This window comes from Collimonas sp. GW821-FHT07E08 (assembly GCF_059418905.1).
Genome location: NZ_JBWKQR010000001.1, coordinates 490,228 through 511,984 on the forward strand (window position 1 = coordinate 490,228; position 21,757 = coordinate 511,984).

Annotated in this window: 20 protein-coding genes and 1 tRNA gene; 11 read left to right on the forward strand and 10 right to left on the reverse strand. The window is 60.4% G+C overall.

Annotated features, from left to right (window positions below):
• The first annotated feature begins 5 nt into the window (after nt 1-5).
• Nucleotides 6-1,169 (forward strand): cystathionine beta-lyase, encoded by a 1,164-nt coding sequence (locus AC07RZ_RS02170; RefSeq protein WP_494666718.1) that lies wholly within the window; start codon nt 6-8, stop codon nt 1,167-1,169.
• Between the two features lie 93 nt (nt 1,170-1,262).
• Here AC07RZ_RS02170 and AC07RZ_RS02175 read toward each other — a convergent pair whose 3' ends face one another.
• Genes AC07RZ_RS02175 through mfd form a run of 4 tightly spaced genes read right to left on the reverse strand, consistent with a single transcriptional unit; the run spans nt 1,263 to nt 6,564 of the window.
• Nucleotides 1,263-1,817 carry a GNAT family N-acetyltransferase gene (locus tag AC07RZ_RS02175; protein WP_494666719.1) on the reverse strand — a complete coding sequence of 185 codons (555 nt, stop codon included), beginning with the start codon at nt 1,815-1,817 and terminating at the stop codon, nt 1,263-1,265.
• Nucleotides 1,814-2,176 (reverse strand): DUF4870 family protein, encoded by a 363-nt coding sequence (locus AC07RZ_RS02180; protein ID WP_061539827.1) that lies wholly within the window; start codon nt 2,174-2,176, stop codon nt 1,814-1,816. Before AC07RZ_RS02180 ends, AC07RZ_RS02175 begins: the two co-directional genes overlap by 4 nt.
• Nucleotides 2,177-2,218: 42 nt before the next feature.
• Entirely contained in the window at nt 2,219-3,076 is an 858-nt protein-coding gene (gene serB, locus AC07RZ_RS02185; RefSeq protein WP_494666720.1) for a phosphoserine phosphatase SerB, read from the reverse strand.
• A gap of 47 nt (nt 3,077-3,123) precedes the next feature.
• Nucleotides 3,124-6,564, reverse strand: coding sequence for a transcription-repair coupling factor (mfd, locus tag AC07RZ_RS02190; protein WP_494666721.1), 3,441 nt, complete (start codon nt 6,562-6,564; stop codon nt 3,124-3,126).
• Nucleotides 6,565-6,698: 134 nt separating this feature from the next.
• On the opposite strand from mfd, the gene ispD reads away from it, so the two are divergent.
• The gene (gene ispD / locus AC07RZ_RS02195) at nt 6,699-7,397 is read left to right on the forward strand and encodes a 2-C-methyl-D-erythritol 4-phosphate cytidylyltransferase (RefSeq protein WP_494666722.1); all 699 of its coding nucleotides are present in this window, start codon (nt 6,699-6,701) and stop codon (nt 7,395-7,397) included.
• Between the two features lie 25 nt (nt 7,398-7,422).
• Nucleotides 7,423-7,908, forward strand: a complete 486-nt coding sequence (gene ispF / locus AC07RZ_RS02200) for a 2-C-methyl-D-erythritol 2,4-cyclodiphosphate synthase (RefSeq protein ID WP_144736192.1) — start codon at nt 7,423-7,425, stop codon at nt 7,906-7,908.
• A gap of 1 nt (nt 7,909) precedes the next feature.
• On the opposite strand, the gene AC07RZ_RS02205 is transcribed toward ispF, so the two are convergent.
• Nucleotides 7,910-9,250 carry a sensor histidine kinase family protein gene (locus AC07RZ_RS02205; RefSeq protein WP_494666780.1) on the reverse strand — a complete coding sequence of 447 codons (1,341 nt, stop codon included), beginning with the start codon at nt 9,248-9,250 and terminating at the stop codon, nt 7,910-7,912.
• A gap of 46 nt (nt 9,251-9,296) precedes the next feature.
• The gene (ompR, locus tag AC07RZ_RS02210; protein WP_092392704.1) at nt 9,297-10,052 is read right to left on the reverse strand and encodes an osmolarity response regulator transcription factor OmpR; all 756 of its coding nucleotides are present in this window, start codon (nt 10,050-10,052) and stop codon (nt 9,297-9,299) included.
• Nucleotides 10,053-10,222: 170 nt separating this feature from the next.
• On the opposite strand from ompR, the gene AC07RZ_RS02215 reads away from it, so the two are divergent.
• Nucleotides 10,223-10,513 carry a hypothetical protein gene (locus AC07RZ_RS02215; protein WP_144736194.1) on the forward strand — a complete coding sequence of 97 codons (291 nt, stop codon included), beginning with the start codon at nt 10,223-10,225 and terminating at the stop codon, nt 10,511-10,513.
• A 201-nt stretch (nt 10,514-10,714) separates the two neighbouring features.
• On the opposite strand, the gene AC07RZ_RS02220 is transcribed toward AC07RZ_RS02215, so the two are convergent.
• Nucleotides 10,715-10,791, reverse strand: a tRNA-Arg gene (locus AC07RZ_RS02220).
• 281 nt (nt 10,792-11,072) lie between these two features.
• Here AC07RZ_RS02220 and AC07RZ_RS02225 point away from each other — a divergent pair.
• The 5 genes from AC07RZ_RS02225 (at nt 11,073) to AC07RZ_RS02245 (ending at nt 15,481) form a co-directional block, all read left to right on the forward strand.
• A complete protein-coding gene (locus AC07RZ_RS02225; RefSeq protein WP_342827957.1) occupies nt 11,073-11,615 on the forward strand; it encodes an iron transporter in 543 nt (180 codons plus the stop codon).
• Between the two features lie 50 nt (nt 11,616-11,665).
• Nucleotides 11,666-11,998: a cupredoxin domain-containing protein gene (locus AC07RZ_RS02230; protein ID WP_342828057.1), complete on the forward strand. Its 333-nt coding sequence runs from the start codon at nt 11,666-11,668 to the stop codon at nt 11,996-11,998.
• A 45-nt stretch (nt 11,999-12,043) separates the two neighbouring features.
• On the forward strand, nt 12,044-12,874 hold the full coding sequence (locus AC07RZ_RS02235) for an FTR1 family iron permease (RefSeq protein ID WP_342827958.1): 831 nt from the start codon (nt 12,044-12,046) through the stop codon (nt 12,872-12,874).
• Nucleotides 12,875-12,935: 61 nt separating this feature from the next.
• Complete coding sequence (locus AC07RZ_RS02240; protein WP_494666781.1) at nt 12,936-14,288, forward strand: 4Fe-4S binding protein; 1,353 nt, start codon at nt 12,936-12,938, stop codon at nt 14,286-14,288.
• Between the two features lie 173 nt (nt 14,289-14,461).
• A complete protein-coding gene (locus AC07RZ_RS02245) occupies nt 14,462-15,481 on the forward strand; it encodes a bile acid:sodium symporter family protein (RefSeq protein ID WP_494666723.1) in 1,020 nt (339 codons plus the stop codon).
• Nucleotides 15,482-15,493: 12 nt separating this feature from the next.
• Here AC07RZ_RS02245 and AC07RZ_RS02250 read toward each other — a convergent pair whose 3' ends face one another.
• The 3 genes from AC07RZ_RS02250 to AC07RZ_RS02260 all read right to left on the reverse strand — a co-directional run bounded on the left by AC07RZ_RS02250 (nt 15,494) and on the right by AC07RZ_RS02260 (nt 19,691).
• Entirely contained in the window at nt 15,494-16,543 is a 1,050-nt protein-coding gene (locus AC07RZ_RS02250; RefSeq protein WP_494666724.1) for an NADP(H)-dependent aldo-keto reductase, read from the reverse strand.
• A 174-nt stretch (nt 16,544-16,717) separates the two neighbouring features.
• Nucleotides 16,718-18,010: an MFS transporter gene (locus AC07RZ_RS02255; protein WP_494666725.1), complete on the reverse strand. Its 1,293-nt coding sequence runs from the start codon at nt 18,008-18,010 to the stop codon at nt 16,718-16,720.
• A gap of 91 nt (nt 18,011-18,101) precedes the next feature.
• Nucleotides 18,102-19,691, reverse strand: coding sequence for an ABC transporter substrate-binding protein (locus tag AC07RZ_RS02260; RefSeq protein WP_494666726.1), 1,590 nt, complete (start codon nt 19,689-19,691; stop codon nt 18,102-18,104).
• A gap of 341 nt (nt 19,692-20,032) precedes the next feature.
• Here AC07RZ_RS02260 and AC07RZ_RS02265 point away from each other — a divergent pair, with 341 nt between their 5' ends.
• Entirely contained in the window at nt 20,033-20,236 is a 204-nt protein-coding gene (locus AC07RZ_RS02265; RefSeq protein WP_014005790.1) for a cold-shock protein, read from the forward strand.
• Nucleotides 20,237-20,508: 272 nt separating this feature from the next.
• On the forward strand, nt 20,509-21,666 hold the full coding sequence (locus tag AC07RZ_RS02270) for an ABC transporter substrate-binding protein (RefSeq protein WP_494666727.1): 1,158 nt from the start codon (nt 20,509-20,511) through the stop codon (nt 21,664-21,666).
• The last annotated feature ends 91 nt before the right edge of the window (nt 21,667-21,757 follow it).

Here is a 21,757-nt window from a genome sequence, read left to right on the forward strand (position 1 = left end):
TGAACATGGCAAAGAAGAATCCTCAAACCGCATTGATGCACAGCGACTACACCGCGCCGGCAGGTTTTGATGCTTTTCCGGTAGCGATCCACCACGCCTCCACCGTGCTGTTCAAGAATGTCGCGGCAATGCGCGCGCGCGAGTGGCAGGAAAAAAACAGCTATACCTACGGCCTGCACGGTACGCCGACTTCCTTCACGCTGGAAGCGCGCCTGGCGGAAATCGAGGGCGGCCAGCATTGCCTGCTGGCGCCTAGCGGGCTGGCGGCGATCACCATGGTCGACCTGGCCTTGCTCAAGAGCGGCGACGACGTGCTGTTGCCGGACAACGTGTACAACCCGAATCGCGAGCTGGGCAACTGGCTGTCCAAGGATTTCGGCATTACCGCCCGCTATTACGATCCCATGGTCGGCGCCGGCATCGCTGGCCTGATCCAGCCGAACACCCGCCTGGTCTGGACCGAGGCGCCGGGTTCGGTCTCGATGGAAGTGCCGGACCTGCCCGCCATCTGCGCCGCGGCGCACGCCAAGGGCGTGCCGGTGGCGATCGACAATACCTGGTCGGCCGGCCTGGCTTTGCGCGCTTTCGACCTGGGCGTCGATATCGTCATGCAGGCGCTGACCAAATACCAGTCGGGCGGATCGGATGTGCTGATGGGCGCCGTGATCACCAGGGATCCGGCCTTGAACCAGAAGCTGCAGATGGCCCACATGCGGCTTGGCTTCGGCGTCGGCATGGATGACGCTTACCTTGTCTTGCGCAGCCTGCCGACCATGAAATTGCGCTTCGACGCGCACGACGCCGGCGCGCGCACGGTCGCCGCCTGGCTGCAGCAGCAGGCGCAGATCAGCCGTGTGTTGCATCCGGCTTTCGCCGACTGCCCGGGACATGAACACTGGAAGCGCGATTTCACCGGTGCGGGCGGCCTGTTTTCGGTGCTGTTCGACGCGCGTTATAGCGAGGAGCAGACCGACCGTTTCGTCGACAGCCTGAAACTGTTCAAGATCGGCTATAGCTGGGGCGGCGCCAACAGCCTGTGCGTTCCTTACCGGATCCAGGCCATGCGCAAGAACTGGCAGGAGCAGGGCACGCTGGTGCGCTTCAATATCGGCCTGGAAGATCCGCAGGACCTGATTGCCGATATCGAACAGGCTTTCGCCCTGATGTAATGCGGTGCGTGGCCAGGCCACGACGGTTTCAGAAAGCAAAAAAGCCGATCCAGACCGATCGGCTTTTTTTCGCCTGCAAGTTGGGTCGGTAGTTCAGGTCAGCTGCTGAAGCATATAAACGGCAGCGCCATGATTTCCTTGCACTTGATAGCTGGCCAGGTTTTCCCTGGCCGGAGAAGGCAGTGATTCCACGGCGGCATAACCTAGCGTTTCCCAGAATGCCTGCGACTGTTGCACCGACACCAGCGCGCTCCAGCGCAAACCGTCTGCGCGCGCCTTTTCCAGTGCCGCCGCCGCCAGGGCATTGGCCGCCCGCCGGCCGCGCGCACCTGGCGCAACAGCCAGGTCATGCAGGTACAGGCAGTCGGGCGCCGCCGGAATCTTGAAGGGATGGTCCAGCGCGGTGACGGCGCCATTGCTTGAAGGGTAGCTGAACAGATAGGCGCCGGCGCCTTGCCCATGTCCTGGCCATATCCAGCAAGTAGCCGGAGCCAGGGCCAGGCGGGCGCGGAATACGGCTTCCGATTCGCACATCGGTTCCGGATAGCATTCCGCCTGGATCCGCATGACGGCAGGAATGTCGCAGTCAGACATCGCCCTGACCGCACCCTGGCTTGCCGCCGGCCGTTTTTTGCCAGATGGAATCAAGCAGGCATTGCCTTGTTGTCATTCAAATCCACTATGCCCTTGATCAGGCGATAGCCCTTCCACAGCCAGGCAATGCCCCATACAGCGAAAGCCAGCGGGATGCCAAGCACCGTCAGGAACAGGGCGCCGCCGACCACCATCCACAGCAAGTACCACCAGAACGAGCGGATTTGCCAGTTATGGTGGCTGTACACAAAGGTGTCCGCCGCATCCGAGCGTTTGACATAGTTGATGATCAGGGGGATCCAGGAAAGCGCTCCCAGGGAAAACAGCAGGCTGGCGGCGTGAAACAGGTAAAGCCACCAGGCTAGGTTCTTTTCCGAATGCAGTTTGCTATCGAAGACTAGTTCTTGTGCCATGACTGTCCTTTACGTTAAATGAGGCGCTGGATATTCCATGAATTACGCCAACAGAGGCAAGATGCCATCCAATCCGACAAAATTCAAGGCCACGCTCGCTTGCGCGCGCACCACAGGCTTGGCGCGGAAGGCTACCGACAGGCCGGCGATCTTCATCATGGCGAGGTCGTTGGCGCCGTCGCCCATGACAATCGCCTGGCTTGGCGCGATGCCCAGCTCGGCGCAAACGCGTTCGACCGTCGATTTTTTCTCCTCGGCATTGACGATGCCGCCCAGCACTTTCCCGGTCAGCTTGCCGTCGACGATTTCCAGCACGTTGGAATGGCTGTAATCGAGCCCGAGAACGGCCTTCATATGATCGGTGAAGAAAGTGAAGCCGCCCGACACCAGCAAGGTCTTGAGGCCGGCCGCCTTGACTGCCGCCAGCATGGTTTCCGCGCCTGGCGACAACTGCAGCCGTTCGTCCAGCACGCGTTGCAGCGCCGACGCATCCAGGCCTTTGAGCAGGGCCACGCGCCGGGTCAGGCTTTCATTGAACTCCAGCTCGCCGCGCATCGCCGCTTCGGTAATCGCCGAGACTTGCGGCTTCAAGCCTTGCATGTCGGCGATTTCATCGATGCATTCGATCGTGATCAGGGTCGAATCCATGTCCATCGCCAGCAACTTGAAATCATCCAGTTTCGGCGCTGCCGGCAGCCAGGCGCAGTCGATCCGGGCGCCGTAGCAGGCGGCGTCGATCAGCGTCTTCAGGCTTTCGGAATAGTCGACGCCGTCGCAACGCCAGGCATGGCGGCCGGCGCTGCTGATGTCGGTAGCGGGAACGCCGGCCAGGTTGGCGATACGGTCGATGGCGCTGCTGGTGCTACGTTCTGCGCCCAGGCTTTGCAAGATGAGATTCATGTGTCTGGTTTGGCTTCAGGAAAATTCAAATAATTGGATAACGGGGCTTATCCCGCCAGCGCTTTGATGGTGGCCTTGACCTGGATCAGGCGCGCCGCCAGGTCCGGCATGTTGACGGTGATGCGCAATTTGTCCTGGCCGTTGAGCTTGATATGGCGGTTCTTCTGGATCAGGTCGATGATGCGCATGGCGTCGATCGGCGGATTCGGCACGAACTGCAGCAGCGCGGAGTCGGTATGCGCATCGATCTTGACGATGCCTATCGATTTCGCCGCGATCCGCAAGCGATGGGTTTCGATCAAGGCCTTGGCCGGATCCGGCAGCTTGCCGAAGCGGTCGATCAATTCTTCCTGCAGGTCGTCGATCTTGTCCTGGCCGTCGCAATTGGCCAGCCGCTTGTAGATCGACAGCCGCTCGTGGACGTCGCCGCAATAATCGTTGGGCAGCAGGGCCGGCACGTGCAGGTTGATTTCGGTGGTGCTCGAAAGCGGCGCCGCCAAATCCGGCTCCTTGCCGTTCTTCAATGAGCGCACGGCTTCGTTGAGCATGTCGGAATACAGCTGGAAACCGATTTCCTGCATTTCGCCTGACTGGTTATCGCCCAGCACCTCGCCGGCGCCGCGGATTTCCAGGTCGTGCATGGCCAGGTAGAAACCGCTGCCGAGCTCTTCCATCTGCTGGATCGCATCCAGCCGGCGCTGCGCCAGCTTGGTCAGTCCCTGGACGTCATGCACCAGCAGGTAGGCGTATGCCTGGTGGTGGGAACGGCCGACGCGGCCGCGCAACTGGTGCAATTGCGCCAGGCCGAACTTGTCGGCGCGGTGCATGATGATGGTGTTGGCGGTGGGGACGTCGATACCGGTTTCGATGATGGTGGTGCACAGCAGGATGTTGAAACGCTGGGCGACGAAATCGCGCATGACTTTTTCCAGGTCGCGCTCATGCATCTGGCCGTGGGCGATGGCGATGCGCGCTTCCGGCAGCAACGCTTCCAGCATCGCCTTGCGGTTCTGGATGGTCTCGACTTCATTGTGCAGGAAATAGACCTGGCCGCCGCGCTTCAATTCGCGCAGGCAGGCTTCGCGGATCGTCGATTCGCCCTCGCTGCGGACGAAGGTCTTGATCGCCAGGCGCTTTTGCGGCGCGGTGGCGATGATCGAGAATTCGCGCAAGCCTTCCAGCGCCATGCCCAAGGTACGGGGAATCGGCGTTGCGGTCAGCGTCAAGACGTCGACTTCAGCGCGCAGCGCCTTGAGCGTTTCTTTCTGGCGCACGCCGAAGCGGTGTTCCTCGTCGATGATGACCAGCCCCAGGCGCGAAAACTTGATATCGTCGGACAGCAGTTTATGGGTGCCGATCACGATATCGAGGGTGCCGTCGGCCATGCCCTTGATCGCCTGCGTGACTTCCTTGCCGCTGCGGAAGCGCGACAGCTCCGCGATCTTTACCGGCCAGTCGGCGAAACGGTCGGCGAAGGTTTGCGCGTGCTGTTCCGCCAGCAAGGTGGTCGGCGCCAGGATCGCGACCTGCTTGCCGCCGAGCACGGCGACAAAGGCGGCGCGCAGCGCGACCTCGGTCTTGCCGAAGCCGACGTCGCCGCAGATCAGGCGATCCATCGGCTTGCCGCTGGTCATGTCCTTGATCACGGCATTGATGGCGGCAGCCTGGTCGGCGGTTTCTTCAAAGCCGAAACTTTCAGAAAAAGCCTCGTAGTCGTGCGCTGAATATTCGAACGCATGGCCTTGGCGCAAGGCGCGCCGCGCATACAGGTTCAACAGTTCGGCGGCGGTGTCGCGTACCTGTTGCGCCGCTTTGCGCTTGGCTTTTTCCCACTGGCCGGAACCGAGCGCATGCAGCGGCGCATCTTCCGGCGAGGCGCCGGAGTAGCGCGAAATCACATGCAGCTGGGATACCGGCACGTAAAGTTTGGTGTCCTTGGCGTATTCCAGGTGCAGGAATTCGGTTTCGCCTTCGCCCAGGTCCATGCTGAGCAAGCCCATGTAGCGGCCGATGCCATGGTTGACGTGCACCACCGGATCGCCGATCTTGAGCTCGGACAGGTCGCGCACCATGGACTCGACCTGGGTGACGCCTTCCTGTTTCTTCTTGCCGATGCGGCGGCCGGAGCCGGCGTACAGTTCGGTTTCCGTAATGAATGTGAATTGCGGCAGTTCAAAGCCGGCATGCAAGGGCGCCACGCCCAGCATCAATTTCTTGCGTGAACTGGCGAAATCGGCGTAACCGTCGCACAGCGCCAGCGGCAGGTCGTATTCGTTGAAATACTGCTGCAAGGTTTCGCGGCGGCCATTCGATTCGGCGCAGATCATCACGCGCCGCTCGCTTTGCAGCAGGTAGGCGCGCAAGTTGGTCAGCGGGTCGTCGATGCGGCGGTTGACGGCGATATTCGGGATGGGCGCCGACAGTTCGGAAGCGGCGTCGCTATGCTGGATTACCCAGCGGCCGTAGGGCTTGGCCAGGCTGAAAAAGTTCTCGTCGGTCAGGAACAGCGCTTCCGGCGCCAGCAAAGGGCGCTCGCGGTCCGATTTCAGGAACCTGTAGCGTGACTGGGTATCGCTCCAGAAGCGCTGGATGGCGCCGTCGATATCGCCGACCAAGGCAAACATGGCGGTTTCCGGCAGGTACTCGAACAACGTCGCGGTGTCTTCGAAAAACAGCGGCAGGTAATACTCGATGCCGGCCGAGGCGATGCCGTTGCCGATGTCCTTGTAGATCGCGGAGCGCGACGGATCGCCTTCGAACACTTCGCGCCAGCGGCTGCGGAAGGCCGAGCGCGCCGCTTCGTCCATCGGGAATTCGCGGCCCGGCAGCAGCCTGACTTCTTTCACCGGATACATCGAACGCTGGGTGTCGGCGTCGAACGTGCGTATGGTTTCGACGGCGTCGCCGAACAGGTCGAGCCGGTACGGCAGCACGGATCCCATCGGGAAAATGTCGATCAGGCCGCCGCGCACCGAATATTCGCCGGGCGACATGACCTGGTTGACATGGCTGTAGCCGGCCAGCGTCAGCTGCGATTTCAGGCGCGCTTCATCCAGCGTCTCGCCTTGCTTGAAAAAGAAGGTGTAGCCTGCCAGGAAGGATGGCGGCGCCATCTTGACCAGGGCGGTGGTGGCCGGGACCAGCAGCACGTCGCATTGGCCGCTCTGCACCTCGTACAAGGTCGCCAGCCGCTCCGACACCAGGTCCTGGTGCGGCGAGAAGGCGTCGTAGGGCAGGGTTTCCCAGTCCGGCAGCAAATGGCAGCGCAAGCCGCCGGGCTCGTCGCCGCCAGCCTGGAACCAAGGGATTTCAGTGCGCAGCCGCTGGCCGTCGGTGGCGTCGGCCACGATCACCACCAGCATCCTTTGCTGTGCCTTGAGCGCCAGCGCGGCTTGCGCCAATGCATATGCATCGGCCGAGCCGTGCAGGGCCGGCAAGACAAAACGGGATGCCGGCCTGGGCAGCAATTTTTCTAGATCAAAGGACATTGGGGCCTATTGTGCAAGCCTGCAAGCGTGTCGATAGTGGTCAAAAAAAGCCACAATACGCCTGATTTGACAGTTAAAATTCAGAGCCGCATTATAAACCACTGCCCTTAAACCGGATTCCCCCGAGATTGTGCATGAATTCATCCCGCTATTTTGCCCTGATTCCTGCCGCCGGCATCGGTGCCCGCATAGGCGCAGATATCCCTAAGCAATATATGCCGCTGGCCGGCCAGCCGATGCTGATGCATGTGCTGGACACATTTGCCGCCGCCGGCGCAATCAGCCACGTATTTGTCGTAGTCAGCGCCGATGACGGTTATATCGCTGACCTGATGGCGGCGGCGCCGCATCTGCAAGGACGGGTAACGCTGTTGTTCCACGGCGGCGCCACGCGCCGGGACTCGGTGTTGAACGGCTTGCAGGCGATCGGCGAAGAGGTTGGCGACGACGACTGGGTGCTGGTGCATGACGCCGCCCGGCCGGGCCTGACCTGCGCCCTGGTCGAGCGCCTGGTTGAAACCCTGCGCGACGACCTGGTCGGCGGTTTGCTGGCGTTGCCGGTGGTCGACACCCTGAAGCGCGGCGACCAGAACGCGCGCGTGGCGCAAACCGTGGAGCGCGCCGAACTGTGGGCGGCGCAGACGCCGCAAATGTTCCGCTACGGCCTGCTGCTGCGCGCCCTGACCCTGGCCGAAGCGGTTACCGACGAAGCCAGCGCGGTGGAGCAGCTGGGCCTGCAGCCGCGCCTGGTCGAGGGCAGTCCGCGCAATTTCAAGGTGACCTTGCCGCACGACGTGGCGCTGGCAGAGATGTTTCTAAAGGAAGAATTTTGAAGTCACCGAATTTGAAGGAGCACATATGAGCCAGCAGTTCCGCATCGGCCAGGGCTACGATTGCCACGCCTTGCAGGCTGGCCGGCCATTGATCATTGGCGGCGTGACGATTCCGCATAAAACCGGCCTGCTGGGACATTCGGATGCCGACGTGCTGCTGCACGCGGTCATCGACGCCTTGTTTGGCGCGGCGGCCCTGGGCGATATCGGCCGCCATTTTTCGGATACGGATGCGCAGTTTGCCGGCGCCGACTCGCGCAAGCTGCTGCGCGAAGCGGTGCGGCTGATAGGCGAAGCCGGCTACGTGGTCGGCAATATCGACTCGACCATCATCGCCCAGGCGCCGAAGATGGCGCCGCATATTCCGCAGATGGTGGCGCATATCGCCGCCGATTGCGGGATTGCGGTCAACCAGGTCAATGTAAAGGCCAAGACCAATGAAAAGCTGGGTTACCTGGGCAGGGAAGAAGGGATTGCGGCGGAAGCGGTAGCTTTGCTGCTTGCGCGCTAGCTCAGGTTTTTAGCTGCAGCTCGATCTGGGTAGCCAGGCCGCCGCCTTCGCGGTTGCTGACGCGCAGCTTGCCGCCGTGCTGCTTGACGATGCGGCTGACGATAGCCAGCCCGAGGCCTGAACCGTTGGCTTGCCCGCGCGCCACATCGAGCCGGGTGAACGGCCGCAGCAGGCGGTCTATCTCGCTGTCCGGCACGCCGGCGCCATGGTCGGAAATGTTCAGGATAACCTTGTCGCCGCGGATCTGGCAGCTGATGTCGACCTCAACGCAATCGTCGCCTTCTTTCTTGCCGTAGCGGCGCGAATTTTCTATCAGGTTGTTGAGCACGCGCCGGAGTTCGGTTTCATTGCCGGAAACGTGGACATTTGGCGTGATGATGGTCTGGATCCGGATGTCGGCATGGCGCGTGGCGGTTTGCACCACATTGTCGATCAGCGCGCTGAGGTCGATTTTTTCGAAGCTGCTGGTATCGGTTGGTTTTGCGTAGTGCAGGAACTGGCCGATGATGCCATCCATCTGCGCCAGGTCGGACTGCATGCCGGTGCGCGCATCGTCGGACAGGTTCGCCATTTCCACTTCCAGCAGCATGCGCGCCAGCGGCGTGCGCAAATCGTGGGAAATGCCGGCCAGGATGATCGCCCGGTCCGATTCGATGCGCTGCAGGTCGCTCACCATCTGGTTGAAACTGCGGTTGGCTTCTTCGATTTCAGTCGGGCCGGTTTCGGGCAGCGGCTCAGGCTGCAGCCCTTTGGCCACCGCGCGGGTGGCGGCGGTGAGGCGCGACAGCGGCTGGTTGATCAGGGTCGAAATGAACATCGCGCCCAGCAGCGACAGTACCAGCGCGACGCTGCCCCACTGCAGCCATTGCACGCCGGAACTGCGCTCGACCCGTTCGCTGTCGAGCATCAGCCAGTATTCGTCGCCGTCGATCTTGAAGCTGATCCAGAAGCCGTCGATGTCATTGACCTTGGATGAAAACCTGGTCTGGTTGCCGAGCCTGGCCCGGACTTCCCGTTCCAGGTCGGGCATCAGGGCGTTGTCGGGCGGCGGCTCGATCCGGTCGGTATCTTCCAGCGGATAGATCCGGATGCCTTCATTGCTGGCCAGGTCGAACAGCAGTTCGCTGCGCAGGTCCGGCGCCGAATGGGTGAGGGCGGCGCGGGTAATGGTGACGATGGAAATGATCTGCGCGGCGATCTGCTGCGCGCGCGGGCCGCGCTCGACGATCTTGAAGCTGGCGACCCAGGTCACCATGCTGACCGTGATCAGGAAGGCGATCATGAAAAAGGTCCGCCACATCAGACCGCTTTTCAGCCAGGCCAGCCGGTGCGGAGTTACCATGTGGCCGGACGTTGGCGAGGGAAGGACGATGCCGCGCAGGCTGGCATCAGCGCGGTTGGCCTTCTGGGATGAAGACATAGCCGAGCCCCCATACGGTCTGGATGTAGAGCGGGCTGGCGGGATCCGGTTCGATCAGCTTGCGCAGGCGCGAAATCTGGACATCCAGGCTGCGGTCGAATACTTCGTATTCGCGGCCGCGCGCCAGTTCCATCAGCTTCTCGCGCGACAGCGGCTGCCGCGCGTGCCGCGCAAACACCTTGAGCACCGAGAATTCGCCGGTGGTGAGCGGGATCGATTCGCCGTTCTTTTTCAGCGTGCGTGTGCCGAGGTCAAGGATGAATTCGCCGAACTCGAAAGACTGCGGCGTTTCCGACGGCGCGCCCGGCAACTCGTCCGGCCCTTTGCGGCGCAGCACCGCGCCGATGCGCGCCACCAGCTCGCGCGGGTTGAACGGTTTGGGCAGGTAGTCGTCGGCGCCCATTTCCAGCCCGACGATGCGATCCACATCTTCGCCTTTAGCGGTCAGCATGATGATCGGCGTCTGGTCGCCGGCGCCGCGCAGGCGGCGGCAGATCGCCAGGCCGTCTTCGCCCGGCAGCATCAGGTCCAGCACCAGCAGGTCGTAACGCTCGCGTATCCACAGCTTGTTCATGGCCTGCGCGTTCTCCGCGGTGACTACCTGGAAGCCTTGTTCCGTCAGGTATCGTCGCAGCAGGTCGCGCAACCGGATGTCGTCGTCGACCACCAGGATTTTATGTTGATGGGCGCTGCTTGTTTGGTTTGAGGTGTTGATCGTATTCATGGTCATATGGTAACGTCAGAGTGCGCATCAAAAATACAGTTAAGACCCATGGATTACAAAGTGTTACACACTTTACTAAAAACGTCTTATGCCGGTTCATAGGGAAGCTTACACTTAATTCGTGATGATTAAGCCTTAACCGTAGTCCTGAATTCACAGAAGAAGTCCATATGATGACGATGTTCCGGAAAATCAGTGTCTGTTTATTGTTGCTGTCGGCAATGATGAGCGCCTCTGCACGTTCCGACCGTATGCCTGACGACCGCGGCGGCGACCGTCGCGCGCCGCCTCCTTCGCAGTATGAACCGCGGCGCGGCCAGGCGCCGGATGAGCAATGGCAGAATCGCGGACGCGGCTCGGATCCTAATGAGGGACGCGGCCGGATGTCGCCGGACGAGCGGCGCGCCTTGCGCCAGCAGATCGACAGGGCCGGCCGGGATATTTATCCGCAGCGGCGCTGATATCGGCAAACAGGAAATGCCAGCTTGATTGCGCAGGGAACCGGTGATGAAGATCGCCGGTTTTTTTATTGGGTGCTGCTTTTCTAAAATGGGGGGGGGGCAGGGGATGGGAATGTCTGACGCAGTTTTGCGGGCAAATGAATGCCGGAGACGTAAACCAGAAAGGGGTTGCAAGATTTCTCTTGCAACCCCTCGTAATACTGGTGCGGCTGGCAGGAATCGAACCCACGACCCCTTGGTTCGTAGCCAAGTACTCTATCCAGCTGAGCTACAGCCGCGAAAAACAAAATTATATATTAGCTTTGTTAATTTTGGAAGAGGGAAATATCGTAAAACCTGATATTTCTTCTCGCTTACAGAGGTAAAACACTTTTTCTGCTTGCTCTCAACCAAGTCCGCTACTATGCCACAGACATTGTGTAATGGGAAGCTTTATTTGTGTTTTAGCTCAGGCTTTTTTGATCCTCTTTACTCCTTGTGCCAGAGGGCGCAGCCGATTTCATCGAATGATATAATCAAACAATAATCATTATCATTTATATTGCGAAAGGTTGATTACATGAGTGTGAAATTGCTTACGGCGGCCGCGCTTGTTTCTCTTGGGTTTGCCGGCGCCGCAATGGCAGCCGAATATCCGATCGGCAAGCAGCAGATCATGAATGGCCTGGAGATCGCTGCTGTTTACCTGCAGCCGATCAAGATGGAGCCGGAAGGCATGATGCGCAAGGCGGAACTGTCTGACATCCACGTCGAAGCCGATATCCGCGCCGTCAAAGATAATCCGAACGGTTTTGCCGAAGGCGACTGGATGCCGAACCTGGTGATCTCCTACGAATTCACCAAGGCCGGTTCGAACCAGGTGATCAAGGGCGACATGATGCCGATGGTGGCCAGCGACGGTCCGCACTACGGCGATAACGTCAAGCTGGCAGGGCCGGGAAAATACACATTGAAAATGATCATTTCGCCGCCGTCGGCTAATGCCAGCGCGCATTTCGGCCGCCACGTGGACAAGGAAACCGGCGTCGGCGCCTGGTTCAAGCCGTTCACCGTGGTCAACGAATTCACCTTCGCCGGCGTCGGTAAAAAGGGCGGATATTAATGCAGGAGAAATGCGCACCCATGAAATTCTTGTCGCAGGCCGCGGCCAACATGGCGGGCAAAACACGCGGCTTATTGGGCGTCGGCCTGCTGCTGGCGGCAACGGTTTCGTTGGCTGCCGATCTGCCGACCTTCAAGCTGGAAATGAAGGACGGCGTCCTGAATCCGGCGCGGATCGCGGTTCCTGCCGGCCAGAAGATAAAAATCGAGATCCACAACACCGGGCAGTCGGCGGTGGAGTTTGAAAGCGTCCAGCTGCGCAAGGAAAAAGTGCTGGCGCCGGGCGCGCAGTCGTTCGTGGTGATTGCCCCGCTGCAGCCGGGCGAATACAAGTTCTTCGACGACTTCCATACGCAGGCGCAGGGTGCGATTGTCGCTAAATAAGAGGCCGCCGGCGGCGGTTGCAATAGTTTGATGGAGTAACAAGCGATGGGTCAGGTTTTGTTCATAGTCTGGCGCGAGAGCGTCGAGGCTTTGCTGGTAGTCGGTATCTTGCACGCGTGGCTGAAGAACGGCGGCGATGCTGCGCGCCGCGGCTTGCCGTATCTGTGGAGCGGCGTCGGCGTCGGCGTCCTCGGCGCGATCGGCCTGGGCGCGGCGCTGCTGGGTTTCAGCGAACTGCTGTCGGGCGACGCCCAGGATTACTTCCAGATCGTCATGGTGATCCTGGCCGCGATACTGATCGTGCAGATGGTGTTCTGGATGCGCAAGCACGGCCGCACGCTCAAGCGCGAAATGGAAACCTCGCTCAGCGCCAACCTGCAAAGCGCCAACTGGTGGGGCGTATTCGCGCTGGCGGCTTTGGCGATCGCGCGCGAGGGCAGCGAAACCGTGATATTTCTTTACGGACTGGGCCTGGCGGACAAGGGCGATTCAGCCGGCGCGATGGTGCTGGCGGCGGCGCTCGGTTTTGCGCTGGCGTTCCTGACCTTCTATCTGCTGCAGCTCGGCGGCAAGATTTTCTCCTGGCGCCGTTTCTTCCAGGTCACTGAAATCATCTTGCTGTTCCTCGCCGCAGGCCTGCTGCTGACCGGCGTCGAACGCCTGATGTCGCTGGATATCATCCCGACGCTGGTCGATCCCGTCTGGGACAGTTCGCGCCTGCTCGACGACACCACATCATTCGGCAACCTGGTTTCCACGCTGACCGGCTATCGCGCGCAGCCTGCGCTGATGAGCTTGCTGGTGTACGTGGCATATTGGGTGTGCGTATTGTTATTCCTTAAACGAGCCAGGCCGCAGCCGATCCCAGCTAAATAAACCGATGAATACTTGTGCCATTCCTCAAACGCAAACACGCCTCTCCCGCACCGCTGACTGGATGCGGGACCATGCGAAACTGATTCGCTGGGTGCAGTGGGGGATTGTGCTGGTGTACGGTTTCCTGATCCTGGTGCCGATCTTCTTGCCGTTGCCCGACGAGACCGCGCACATCTGGTCGAACTTGACCCTGGTCGCGCAATTTGCTTTCTGGGGCATCTGGTGGCCGTTTGTGCTGATCAGCATGGTGCTGATGGGGCGGGTCTGGTGCGGCGTGCTGTGCCCGGAAGGCGCGCTGACCGAGTTCGCCAGCCGCCATGGGCTCGGCAAAGCCATCCCGCACTGGATGCGCTGGGGCGGCTGGCCATTCGTGGCGTTTGCGCTGACTACCATCTACGGCCAGATGGTGAGCGTGTATCAATATCCTAAAGCGGTGCTGCTGGTGCTGGGCGGTTCTACCGCCGGCGCCATCGTGGTGGGCTACCTGTATGGCCGCGACAAGCGCGTCTGGTGCAAATACCTGTGTCCGGTGAACGGCGTGTTCGGCCTGCTGGCCAAGCTGGCGCCGTTTCACTATAAAGTCAATGAAACCGCCTGGCGCGCTTCCTACGGCACCCATAGCCACACGCAAGGACGCACCGTGATCCCTGTTAATTGCGCGCCGCTGGTGCCGCTGCGGGCCATGAAGGGCGCTTCCGACTGCCATATGTGCGGCCGTTGCAGCGGCCACCGCGACGCCATCGAACTGACCTGGCGCGCGCCGACCGAGGAAATCGTCGCGCATGGCGAACAGCATAACAACCTGTGGGAAAGCGCCCTGGCCTTGTACGGCCTGATGGGGATCGCCATCGGCGCCTTCCACTGGTCGGCCAGCCCTTGGTTTGTGCAGGTCAAGCAAGCCATTGCGACCTGGCTGATCGACCGCGACATCATGTGGCCTTTCGATACCAGTGCGCCGTGGTGGGTGTTCACCAATTATCCGGCGCAGAACGATGTCTTCAGCTGGCTCGACGGCAGCCTGGTGGTCGCCTATATCCTCACCACCGGCCTGGTGCTTGGCACCGCGCTCACAGTATTGTTCGCGCTGGGCAGCCGTGCGCTTGGCAACTGGGACCGCAAGCGTTTCAACCACCTGGTGCAGTCCACCATCCCGCTGGCCGGCTGCGGCGTATTCGTCGGCTTGTCGGCCACTACCGTCAGCCTGCTGCGCGGCGAACACTTGCCGGTATTCTGGGCCAACGACTTGCGCGCCATCCTCCTGATCGCGACCACCTTGTGGAGCGTCTGGCTGGCCTGGCGCGTCACCGGCCGTTATACGGCTTCGCCGGTGCGCCGCCTGGCGAGCATGGCGCCGGTGATCGCTGGCCTGGCGCTGGTCAACTTTGCCTGGCTGCTGATGTTCTGGTTGTGGTGAATTCCCATCATTTGCCGGAATTTTGTCACGTACTGATCGATGGGCAGGTGGTTAGTGCGTAAAATGAGGGTTGTTGTCCCGTCTATATTTATCTTGCCGTTCCCCTCCACAGGGGTACGGCGACGGCGGCGGGGAAGCTTTCTTCAACTCTACGCGACTCTGCGTTTCTTATCATGGTCCGCCCACGCTTTTTACCCGACAACTTCACGTTGTTGCTGGTTACCACGGTTCTTGTCGCCAGTCTTTTCCCGGCCAAGGGCCAGGTCGCGGTCTCTTTCAACCTGATTACCACGCTGGCCATCGGCCTGCTGTTTTTCCTGCACGGCGCCAAGCTGTCGCGCGAAGCGGTGGTGCAAGGGGCGCTGCACTGGCGCTTGCACTTGACGGTGCTGCTGGCCACTTTTGCACTGTTTCCGCTGCTCGGGCTGGTGTTCAAGCCGCTGCTGCTGCCGCTGGTGACGCCTGACTTGTATCTCGGGATCCTGTTCCTGTGCACCTTGCCGTCCACTGTGCAATCCTCGATCGCCTTTACCTCGGTGGCGCGCGGCAATGTGCCGGCCGCCGTGTGCAGTGCATCCGCGTCCAACCTGCTTGGCATTTTCCTGACTCCGGTGCTGGTCGGCCTGCTGGTGGTGACGCACAGCCAGGGCAAGGGTTCTTTCGATTCGATCCTGAATATCGTGATGCAGCTGCTGCTGCCATTTGTCGCCGGCCAGATCGCCCGCCGCTGGATCTGCAAATGGCTGGACAAGCACAAGATCATCCTGAAGATGGTGGACCAGGGCTCGATCCTGCTGGTGGTCTACACTGCCTTCAGCGAGGCCGTGGTGCAGGGGCTGTGGCATGAGCTGCCGCCGCTGTCGCTGGTCGGCCTGATGCTGGTGGTGATGCTGCTGCTGTTCGTGATGCTGACCATCGCCACGCTGGCCAGCCGCCGCCTGGGCTTCAACAAGGAGGACGAAATCACGATCGTGTTCTGCGGTTCCAAGAAAAGCCTGGCGAGCGGCGTGCCGATGGCGAAAGTCTTGTTTGCCGGGCACACCGTCGGCATGATCGTCTTGCCTTTGATGCTGTTCCACCAGGTCCAGCTGATGGTGTGCGCGGTGCTGGCGAAACGCTATGCTGCGCGTCCGGTTGAAATCGGCGCCGGCGGCCCGGCGCCGGTCTGGTCTGATGTCAGCCCCGAGGACTGAGGCTGCTTTTATTCAGGGGGCTGGATTAGGCTGGCGCACGTGGATTGCTTCGATCTCGCGCAAGATATCGTCATTCAGCGTGAGGTTGACGCTGTCGAGATTGCTTTGCAATTGTCCTAGCGTGGTGGCGCCGATGATATTGCTGGTCAGGAAACCGCGGCTGTTGACGAACGCCAGCGCCATCTGTGCCGGATCCAATCCGTGTTTTTTTGCCAGCGCAACGTAGTCGCCGACCACCCGGTTGACTTGCGGATTGGTATAGCGGCTGAAACGTTCAAACAAAGTCAGGCGGCCGCCGGCGGGCCGCGCCCCGTCCAGGTATTTTCCCGAAAGTACGCCAAAAGCCAGCGGCGAATACGCCAGCAGCCCGACCTGTTCACGGAACGCAAATTCCGAATGGCCGATTTCAAACGTGCGGTTGAGCAGGCTGTACGGATTCTGGATGCTGGCCACGCGCGGCAAATCGAATTTCTCCGAAGCCCGCAGAAACTCTGAAATACCCCATGGCGTTTCGTTCGAAATCCCGATTTGGCGCACTTTGCCGGCCTTGATGAAGTCCGCCAGGATGGCCAGCGTTTCTTCGATCGGCACTGTATCTTCGTCTGGAATATGGTTGTAGTTCAGGGTGCCGAAACAATTCACGCTGCGGTCCGGCCAATGCAGCTGGTACAGGTCGACGTAATCCGTTTGCAGGCGTTCCAGGCTGCCGTGCAGGGCTTCTGTCAATCCCTTGCGGTCGAAATTGTTGATGCCGCCGCGCACATGGCGCGGGTTGTGCGGCTTGCGCGCCGGGCCGGTAGCCTTGGTGGCGATCATGACTTCGCTGCGCTTGCCGGATTTTTTCAGCCAGCTGCCGATATAACGTTCGGTCGAACCCTGGGTCTCGGCACGCGGCGGCACCGGATACATTTCAGCGGTGTCGATCAGGTTGACGCCATGCGCCAGCGCCAGGTCGATCTGCGCATGCGCTTCTGCTTCCGAATTTTGTTCGCCCCAGGTCATGGTGCCGAGCGTAATCAGGCTGACCTTGAGCTTGCTGTGTCCGAGTTCACGATATTGCATTGTCGCTTCCTTTGCGGCGGGCGCTAAAAATTGGTGATGACGATATGACGACCAGGACCGCCGGTGTGCGGCAGCCGCCGATCCACGCCTGGGTGCAGGGGAATTGCCGCGTGCTGCCGAGGGCTAAGAGTATAGCTGGATCGCCGTTTCGCTGCAGGCCGCGGCTGCCCGCAGTCAAGTAGCTGTTGGGGTTGCCGGCGACGGCGGGTGGTTCGGCGGATTCGGGGCCGCAGCCGGACTGGCCAGTTTGTCGAGGCCGAACAGGGTGGGGAACAAGCGTATCCACAGCAGCACCACGACCACCGTGCCGACGCCGCCCAGCAGCACCGCCGGCACCGGTCCCAGCCATGCCGCGGTGACGCCGGATTCGAATTCGCCCAGCTGGTTGGAAGTACCGATGAAAACCGAATTGACGGCGCTGACGCGGCCGCGCATATGGTCCGGCGTTTCCAGCTGCACGAAAGAAGAACGCACCACCACGCTGATCATGTCGGAAGCGCCGAGCACAACCAGCGCCGCCAGCGACAAGACGAACGAACGGGACAGGGCAAACACGATAGTCGCCAGGCCAAACACGGCAACCGCAATGAACATGCTGCGGCCGACACGCCGGCTCAGCGGCCGCCGCGCCAGGAAGATCGCCGTCGACAGCGCTCCCACCGCCGGCGCCGAGCGCAGCAGGCCGAGGCCGAGCGGGCCGGTGGCGAGGATGTCATGCGCATAGATCGGCAGCAAGGCGGTGGCGCCGCCCAGCAGCACAGCGAACAAGTCGAGCGATATGGCGCCGAGGATCGCAGGCCGGCTCTTGATGAATGCAATCCCCGCCAGCAATGAACTGAGGGTGGCCGGTTCGCGCCGCGGCAACGCGCTTTCGATCCGGATCAGCGACACCAGCAGGCTGGCGCCGATGAACAGTGCGCTGCTGGTGGTGTACACCGCGCTTGGCCCCAGCACATAAATGAAGCCGCCCAACGCCGGGCCGATGATCACCGCCGTTTGCGTGGCCGATGCGGCCCAGGCGACAGCGCGCGGCAGCAGGCGCGCAGGCACCAGGCCGGGCACTAGCGCCTGCAATGTCGGCGATTCAAAGGCATGGGTAGCGCCGATCACAAACACGATGGCGAAGATGGCCTCCTTGTCGAGCCAGCCGTAGATGCTGCCGATGGCCAGCGCCGCCGCGGCCACGCCCTTGATGAACAGGCAGATGCGGGCGATCTTGCGGCGGTCGTAGCGGTCGGCGACATGGCCGACCAGCAACGCCAGGAACAACGCCGGCAGGAATTGCACCAGGCCCACCATGCCAAGATCAAAAGCGCTATGCGTGAGTTGATAGACTTGCCAGCCGACGGCGACGATCTGCATCTGGTTGGCGATGGTGGAGGCAACGCGCGCGCCCCAGAACAGCGTAAACGGGCGATGGCTCAGAACGGATTCGGATACGGGACTGGCAGGGGCGGGGGCGGTCATGTGGCGTAGGAAAATCGGGGCAAGGCCATAGAATATGCTTTTCCCATAAAAAAAACCGCTATCTGCAGCGGCTTTTTTTCATGCGTGTGGCTTATTCGGGATGGAACTGGTGAGCGAACGTAAATTCGTCGGTACGCGGCGTGTATTTGAGGCCCTTGCGCAGCGCCCATGTCGCGTACTGGTGATATAGCGGGATCAGTGCGTAATCGTTGAGCGCCACCACGGCACCCTGGCGCGCGAAATCCTCGCGCTGTTTCTGGTCGACCGAACCCAACGACGATTGCACCAGCTGGTCCAGTTTCGGATTGGTGTATTTGCCCCAGTTCCATGAACCCCAGCCGGTATCCGGATTGGTGGTGCCGAGCAGGGTGCGCAAACCGAAATCGCCGGCCAGCGTGCCCCAGCCCAGCAGGGCGGCGCTGTACTCGCCGGCGCGCGCCTTGCCGAAGTAGACGGCCAGCGGCAGCGTCTCGACCTTGGCCTGGATCCCGACCCGGTTCAGGAATTGGGCAACAGTCTGCACTACACGCTCATCGTTGATGTAGCGGTTGTTCGGGCCATGCAGCGTAATCCCGAAACCGTTGGGATATCCGGCCGCCGCCAGCAGTTTCTTGGCGCCTTCAGGATCGTATTTTTCCACTTTCAGCGTGTCGGCATAACCCAGGATGCCGGGCGCGATGATGTTCGATGCCGGCACCGCCAGTCCTTCCAGGGTGCGGTCAACCAAAGCCTGGCGGTTGATGGCCTTGGAAATCGCCTGGCGCACGCGCGCGTCTTTCAGCGGATTCTTGTCCAGCGGTTTGCCGGCCTTGTCGGTAATGTCCGGCGATTTGTCGCGCGACTGGTCCAGGGTCCAGAAGATAGTGCGCCAGGAAATCTTTTGCGCCAGCTTGAACTGCGGGTTGGCTTTCAGCTTGGCGAGGTCGGCTGGCGGCACGTTTTCGATGGCGTCGACTTCACCTGCAAGCAAGGCGGCCAGGCGGGCGCCGTCGGAGGTCAGGATGCGGAAGGTGACCTTGTCCCAGGCCGCTTTCTCGCCCCAGTAAGCATCGTTGCGCACCAGCTCGATACGGTCGCCGCGCTTGAAGCCGGCGAACTTGAAGGGGCCGGTGCCGACCAGCGCCTTGCCGCTGTTGAAATCGTCGGTGGTGGCGTTTTGCGCGGCTTTCTTGGAAACGATGAAGATGGTGCTGACATCCAGCGCCAGCGGCCCGTAAGGCGTGGCGGTCTTGAGGCGGACGGTATAGGGATCGACGGCCTGTTTGCTGACGATCTGTTTGGTGTAGCTGGTAAACGGCCCAGGGCTGTTGGTCAGCGTCGCGGGGCGGTCCAGCGAAAATACAACATCTTCCGCGGTCAGTTCGGAGCCGTCGCTGAATTTGACGCCGTGGCGCAGCTTGAATTCCCAGGTGAGTGGATCAATTGCCGTCCAGGAAGTAGCCAGGCCCGGAATCAGGCGGCCATTCGGGTCGACATTGACCAGCGCGTCGAACAGGTGCGACGACAGCGAGATGTTCGGCGCAATATTGTTGAAGTGGGGGTCGAGGGTCGAGACATCGGCAAACAGGCCGATTTTCAGGTCTGCAGCTTGGCTGGGCGCGGCGCTGAGCGCTATCGAGGCCAATGCGCCAAGGCCGGCAAAAGCCAGGCTCAGTATTTTCTTTCTTGAAAGCTGGAACATGCGATCTCCCAATCGTGATGAATAAGGCAAAAGCTAATTCTATGGGCGCTCACATAATTATCAAAACACAATAATTGCTTCCTGTTATGTGTTTTAGTTATATAGGGTAAAATGGGCCTTCCGAATCGCTGGCCGGGAATGGCAGATTGCGCAATCAAAAACGCAACTCTTTCCCTCGACGCAACTTTTATTTACGCCCCCGGTGTTTTAAATAAAATTATCGGTTATAATGCGACATCGTTTAAGATTCGAGCTAGTAGTGCAGTATTAGTCTGTCATTTCTTTCTTGCTTCAAACGATCTAACGGGCGACAGCCCAACTTAACTGAAATAGGAAATGTAATGGCAACTGGTATCGTAAAGTGGTTCAATGATTCGAAGGGTTTTGGTTTTATTACTCCTGACGAAGGTGGTGAAGATCTGTTCGCGCACTTCTCCGCAATCAATTCTTCCGGCTTCAAGTCGCTGCAAGAGAACCAACGTGTTTCTTTCGAAGTTACTGCCGGCCCAAAGGGCAAGCAAGCTTCGAACATCCAAGCTATCTAATATTAGATACGGCTTACTCAGTTGAAATAAACTGAGCATCGCAAAAATCCCTGGCTTGCCGGGGATTTTTTTCGTCTGTAGCAAACGCAGCGGCGACTATATAAAAGCGGAAAGACGCACCTTGTCAGGAAGCTGTAAGGGTGGCCTGAAATGCTGGGGTCGTCTGTATACCAGATGGCGGATATTGCAGTATGCTGGATCACCTTTTACTTAAGACAGCGCATTGGCGTCCATGCCGGTGCCCATCAATATAAAAACACGGAGGAGACGACATGAATACAATAATCAAAACATGTGTGGCAGCGGCATTGGTCAGCTGGTCGCTGGCGGCAGGAGCGGCAGAGCCGATCAAGATCGGCGTCACGGGACCATTTACCGGCGGCTCCGCGCCGATGGGCGTATCGATGCGCGACGGCGTCAAGCTGGCGGTGGCGGACATCAACGCCAAGGGCGGCGTGCTGGGACGGCAGCTGCAGCTGGTCGAGCGCGACGATGAAGCCAAGAATGAACGCGGAGTCCAGGTCGCCCAGGAACTGATCAACAAGGAAAAAGTGGTCGGCACGGTCGGCTTCATCAACACCGGCGTCGCCCTGGCGTCGCAGCGCTTCTACCAGGAAGCCAAGATCCCGGTCATAAACAACGTCGCCACCGGCAGCATCATCACCAAGCAGTTCGTGGCGCCGGAACAGAAAGATAACTACATATTCCGCACCTCGGCCAACGACACCATCCAGTCGGCGATGATCGTCGACGAAGCCGTAGTGCGTCAAAAACACACCAAGGTGGCAATCCTGGCGGACTCCACCAATTACGGCCAGCTCGGCCGTGAAGACCTGGAACGCGCCTTGGCCGCCAAGGGCATCAAACCGGTCGCCGTTGAAAAATACAACCTGAAAGATGTGGACATGACGGCGCAGCTGCTGAAGGCCAAGCAGGGCGGCGCCGAGGTGGTGCTGACTTACGGCATCGGCCCGGAGCTGGCGCAGATCGCCAACGGCATGGAAAAGCTCAACTGGAAAGTGCCCCTCATCGGCAGCTGGACCTTGTCGATGGGGAATTTCATCGACAACGCCGGCAAGAACGGCGACGGCGCGCGCATGCCGCAAACCTTCATCCAGGATGGCAGTACAGCCAAGCGCAAAGCCTTCATCGAAGCCTATCAGAAAACCTACAAGATCGACCGCATGCCGTCCCCTGTGTCAGCTGCGCAAGGCTATGACTCGCTCTACCTGCTGGCGGCGGCAATCAAGCAGGCTGGCAGCACCGACGGCGTCAAGGTGCGTGAAGCGCTGGAAAACCTGAACGGCACCGTGGAAGGCGTGGTCACCAACTACACCAAGCCGTATAGCCACGACGACCATGAAGCGATCAAGCCAAATATGGTGGTGATCGGCGAAGTCAAGAATGGCCGGGTGGTATTGGCCAAGTGATAGGAAGCCGGAGCGCAGCACTGCCGCGTTCCGGCGACACATCCGTTTAAGCGACATCGGTCCAGCCTGAGCAGGTCTACAGGCTGGATTT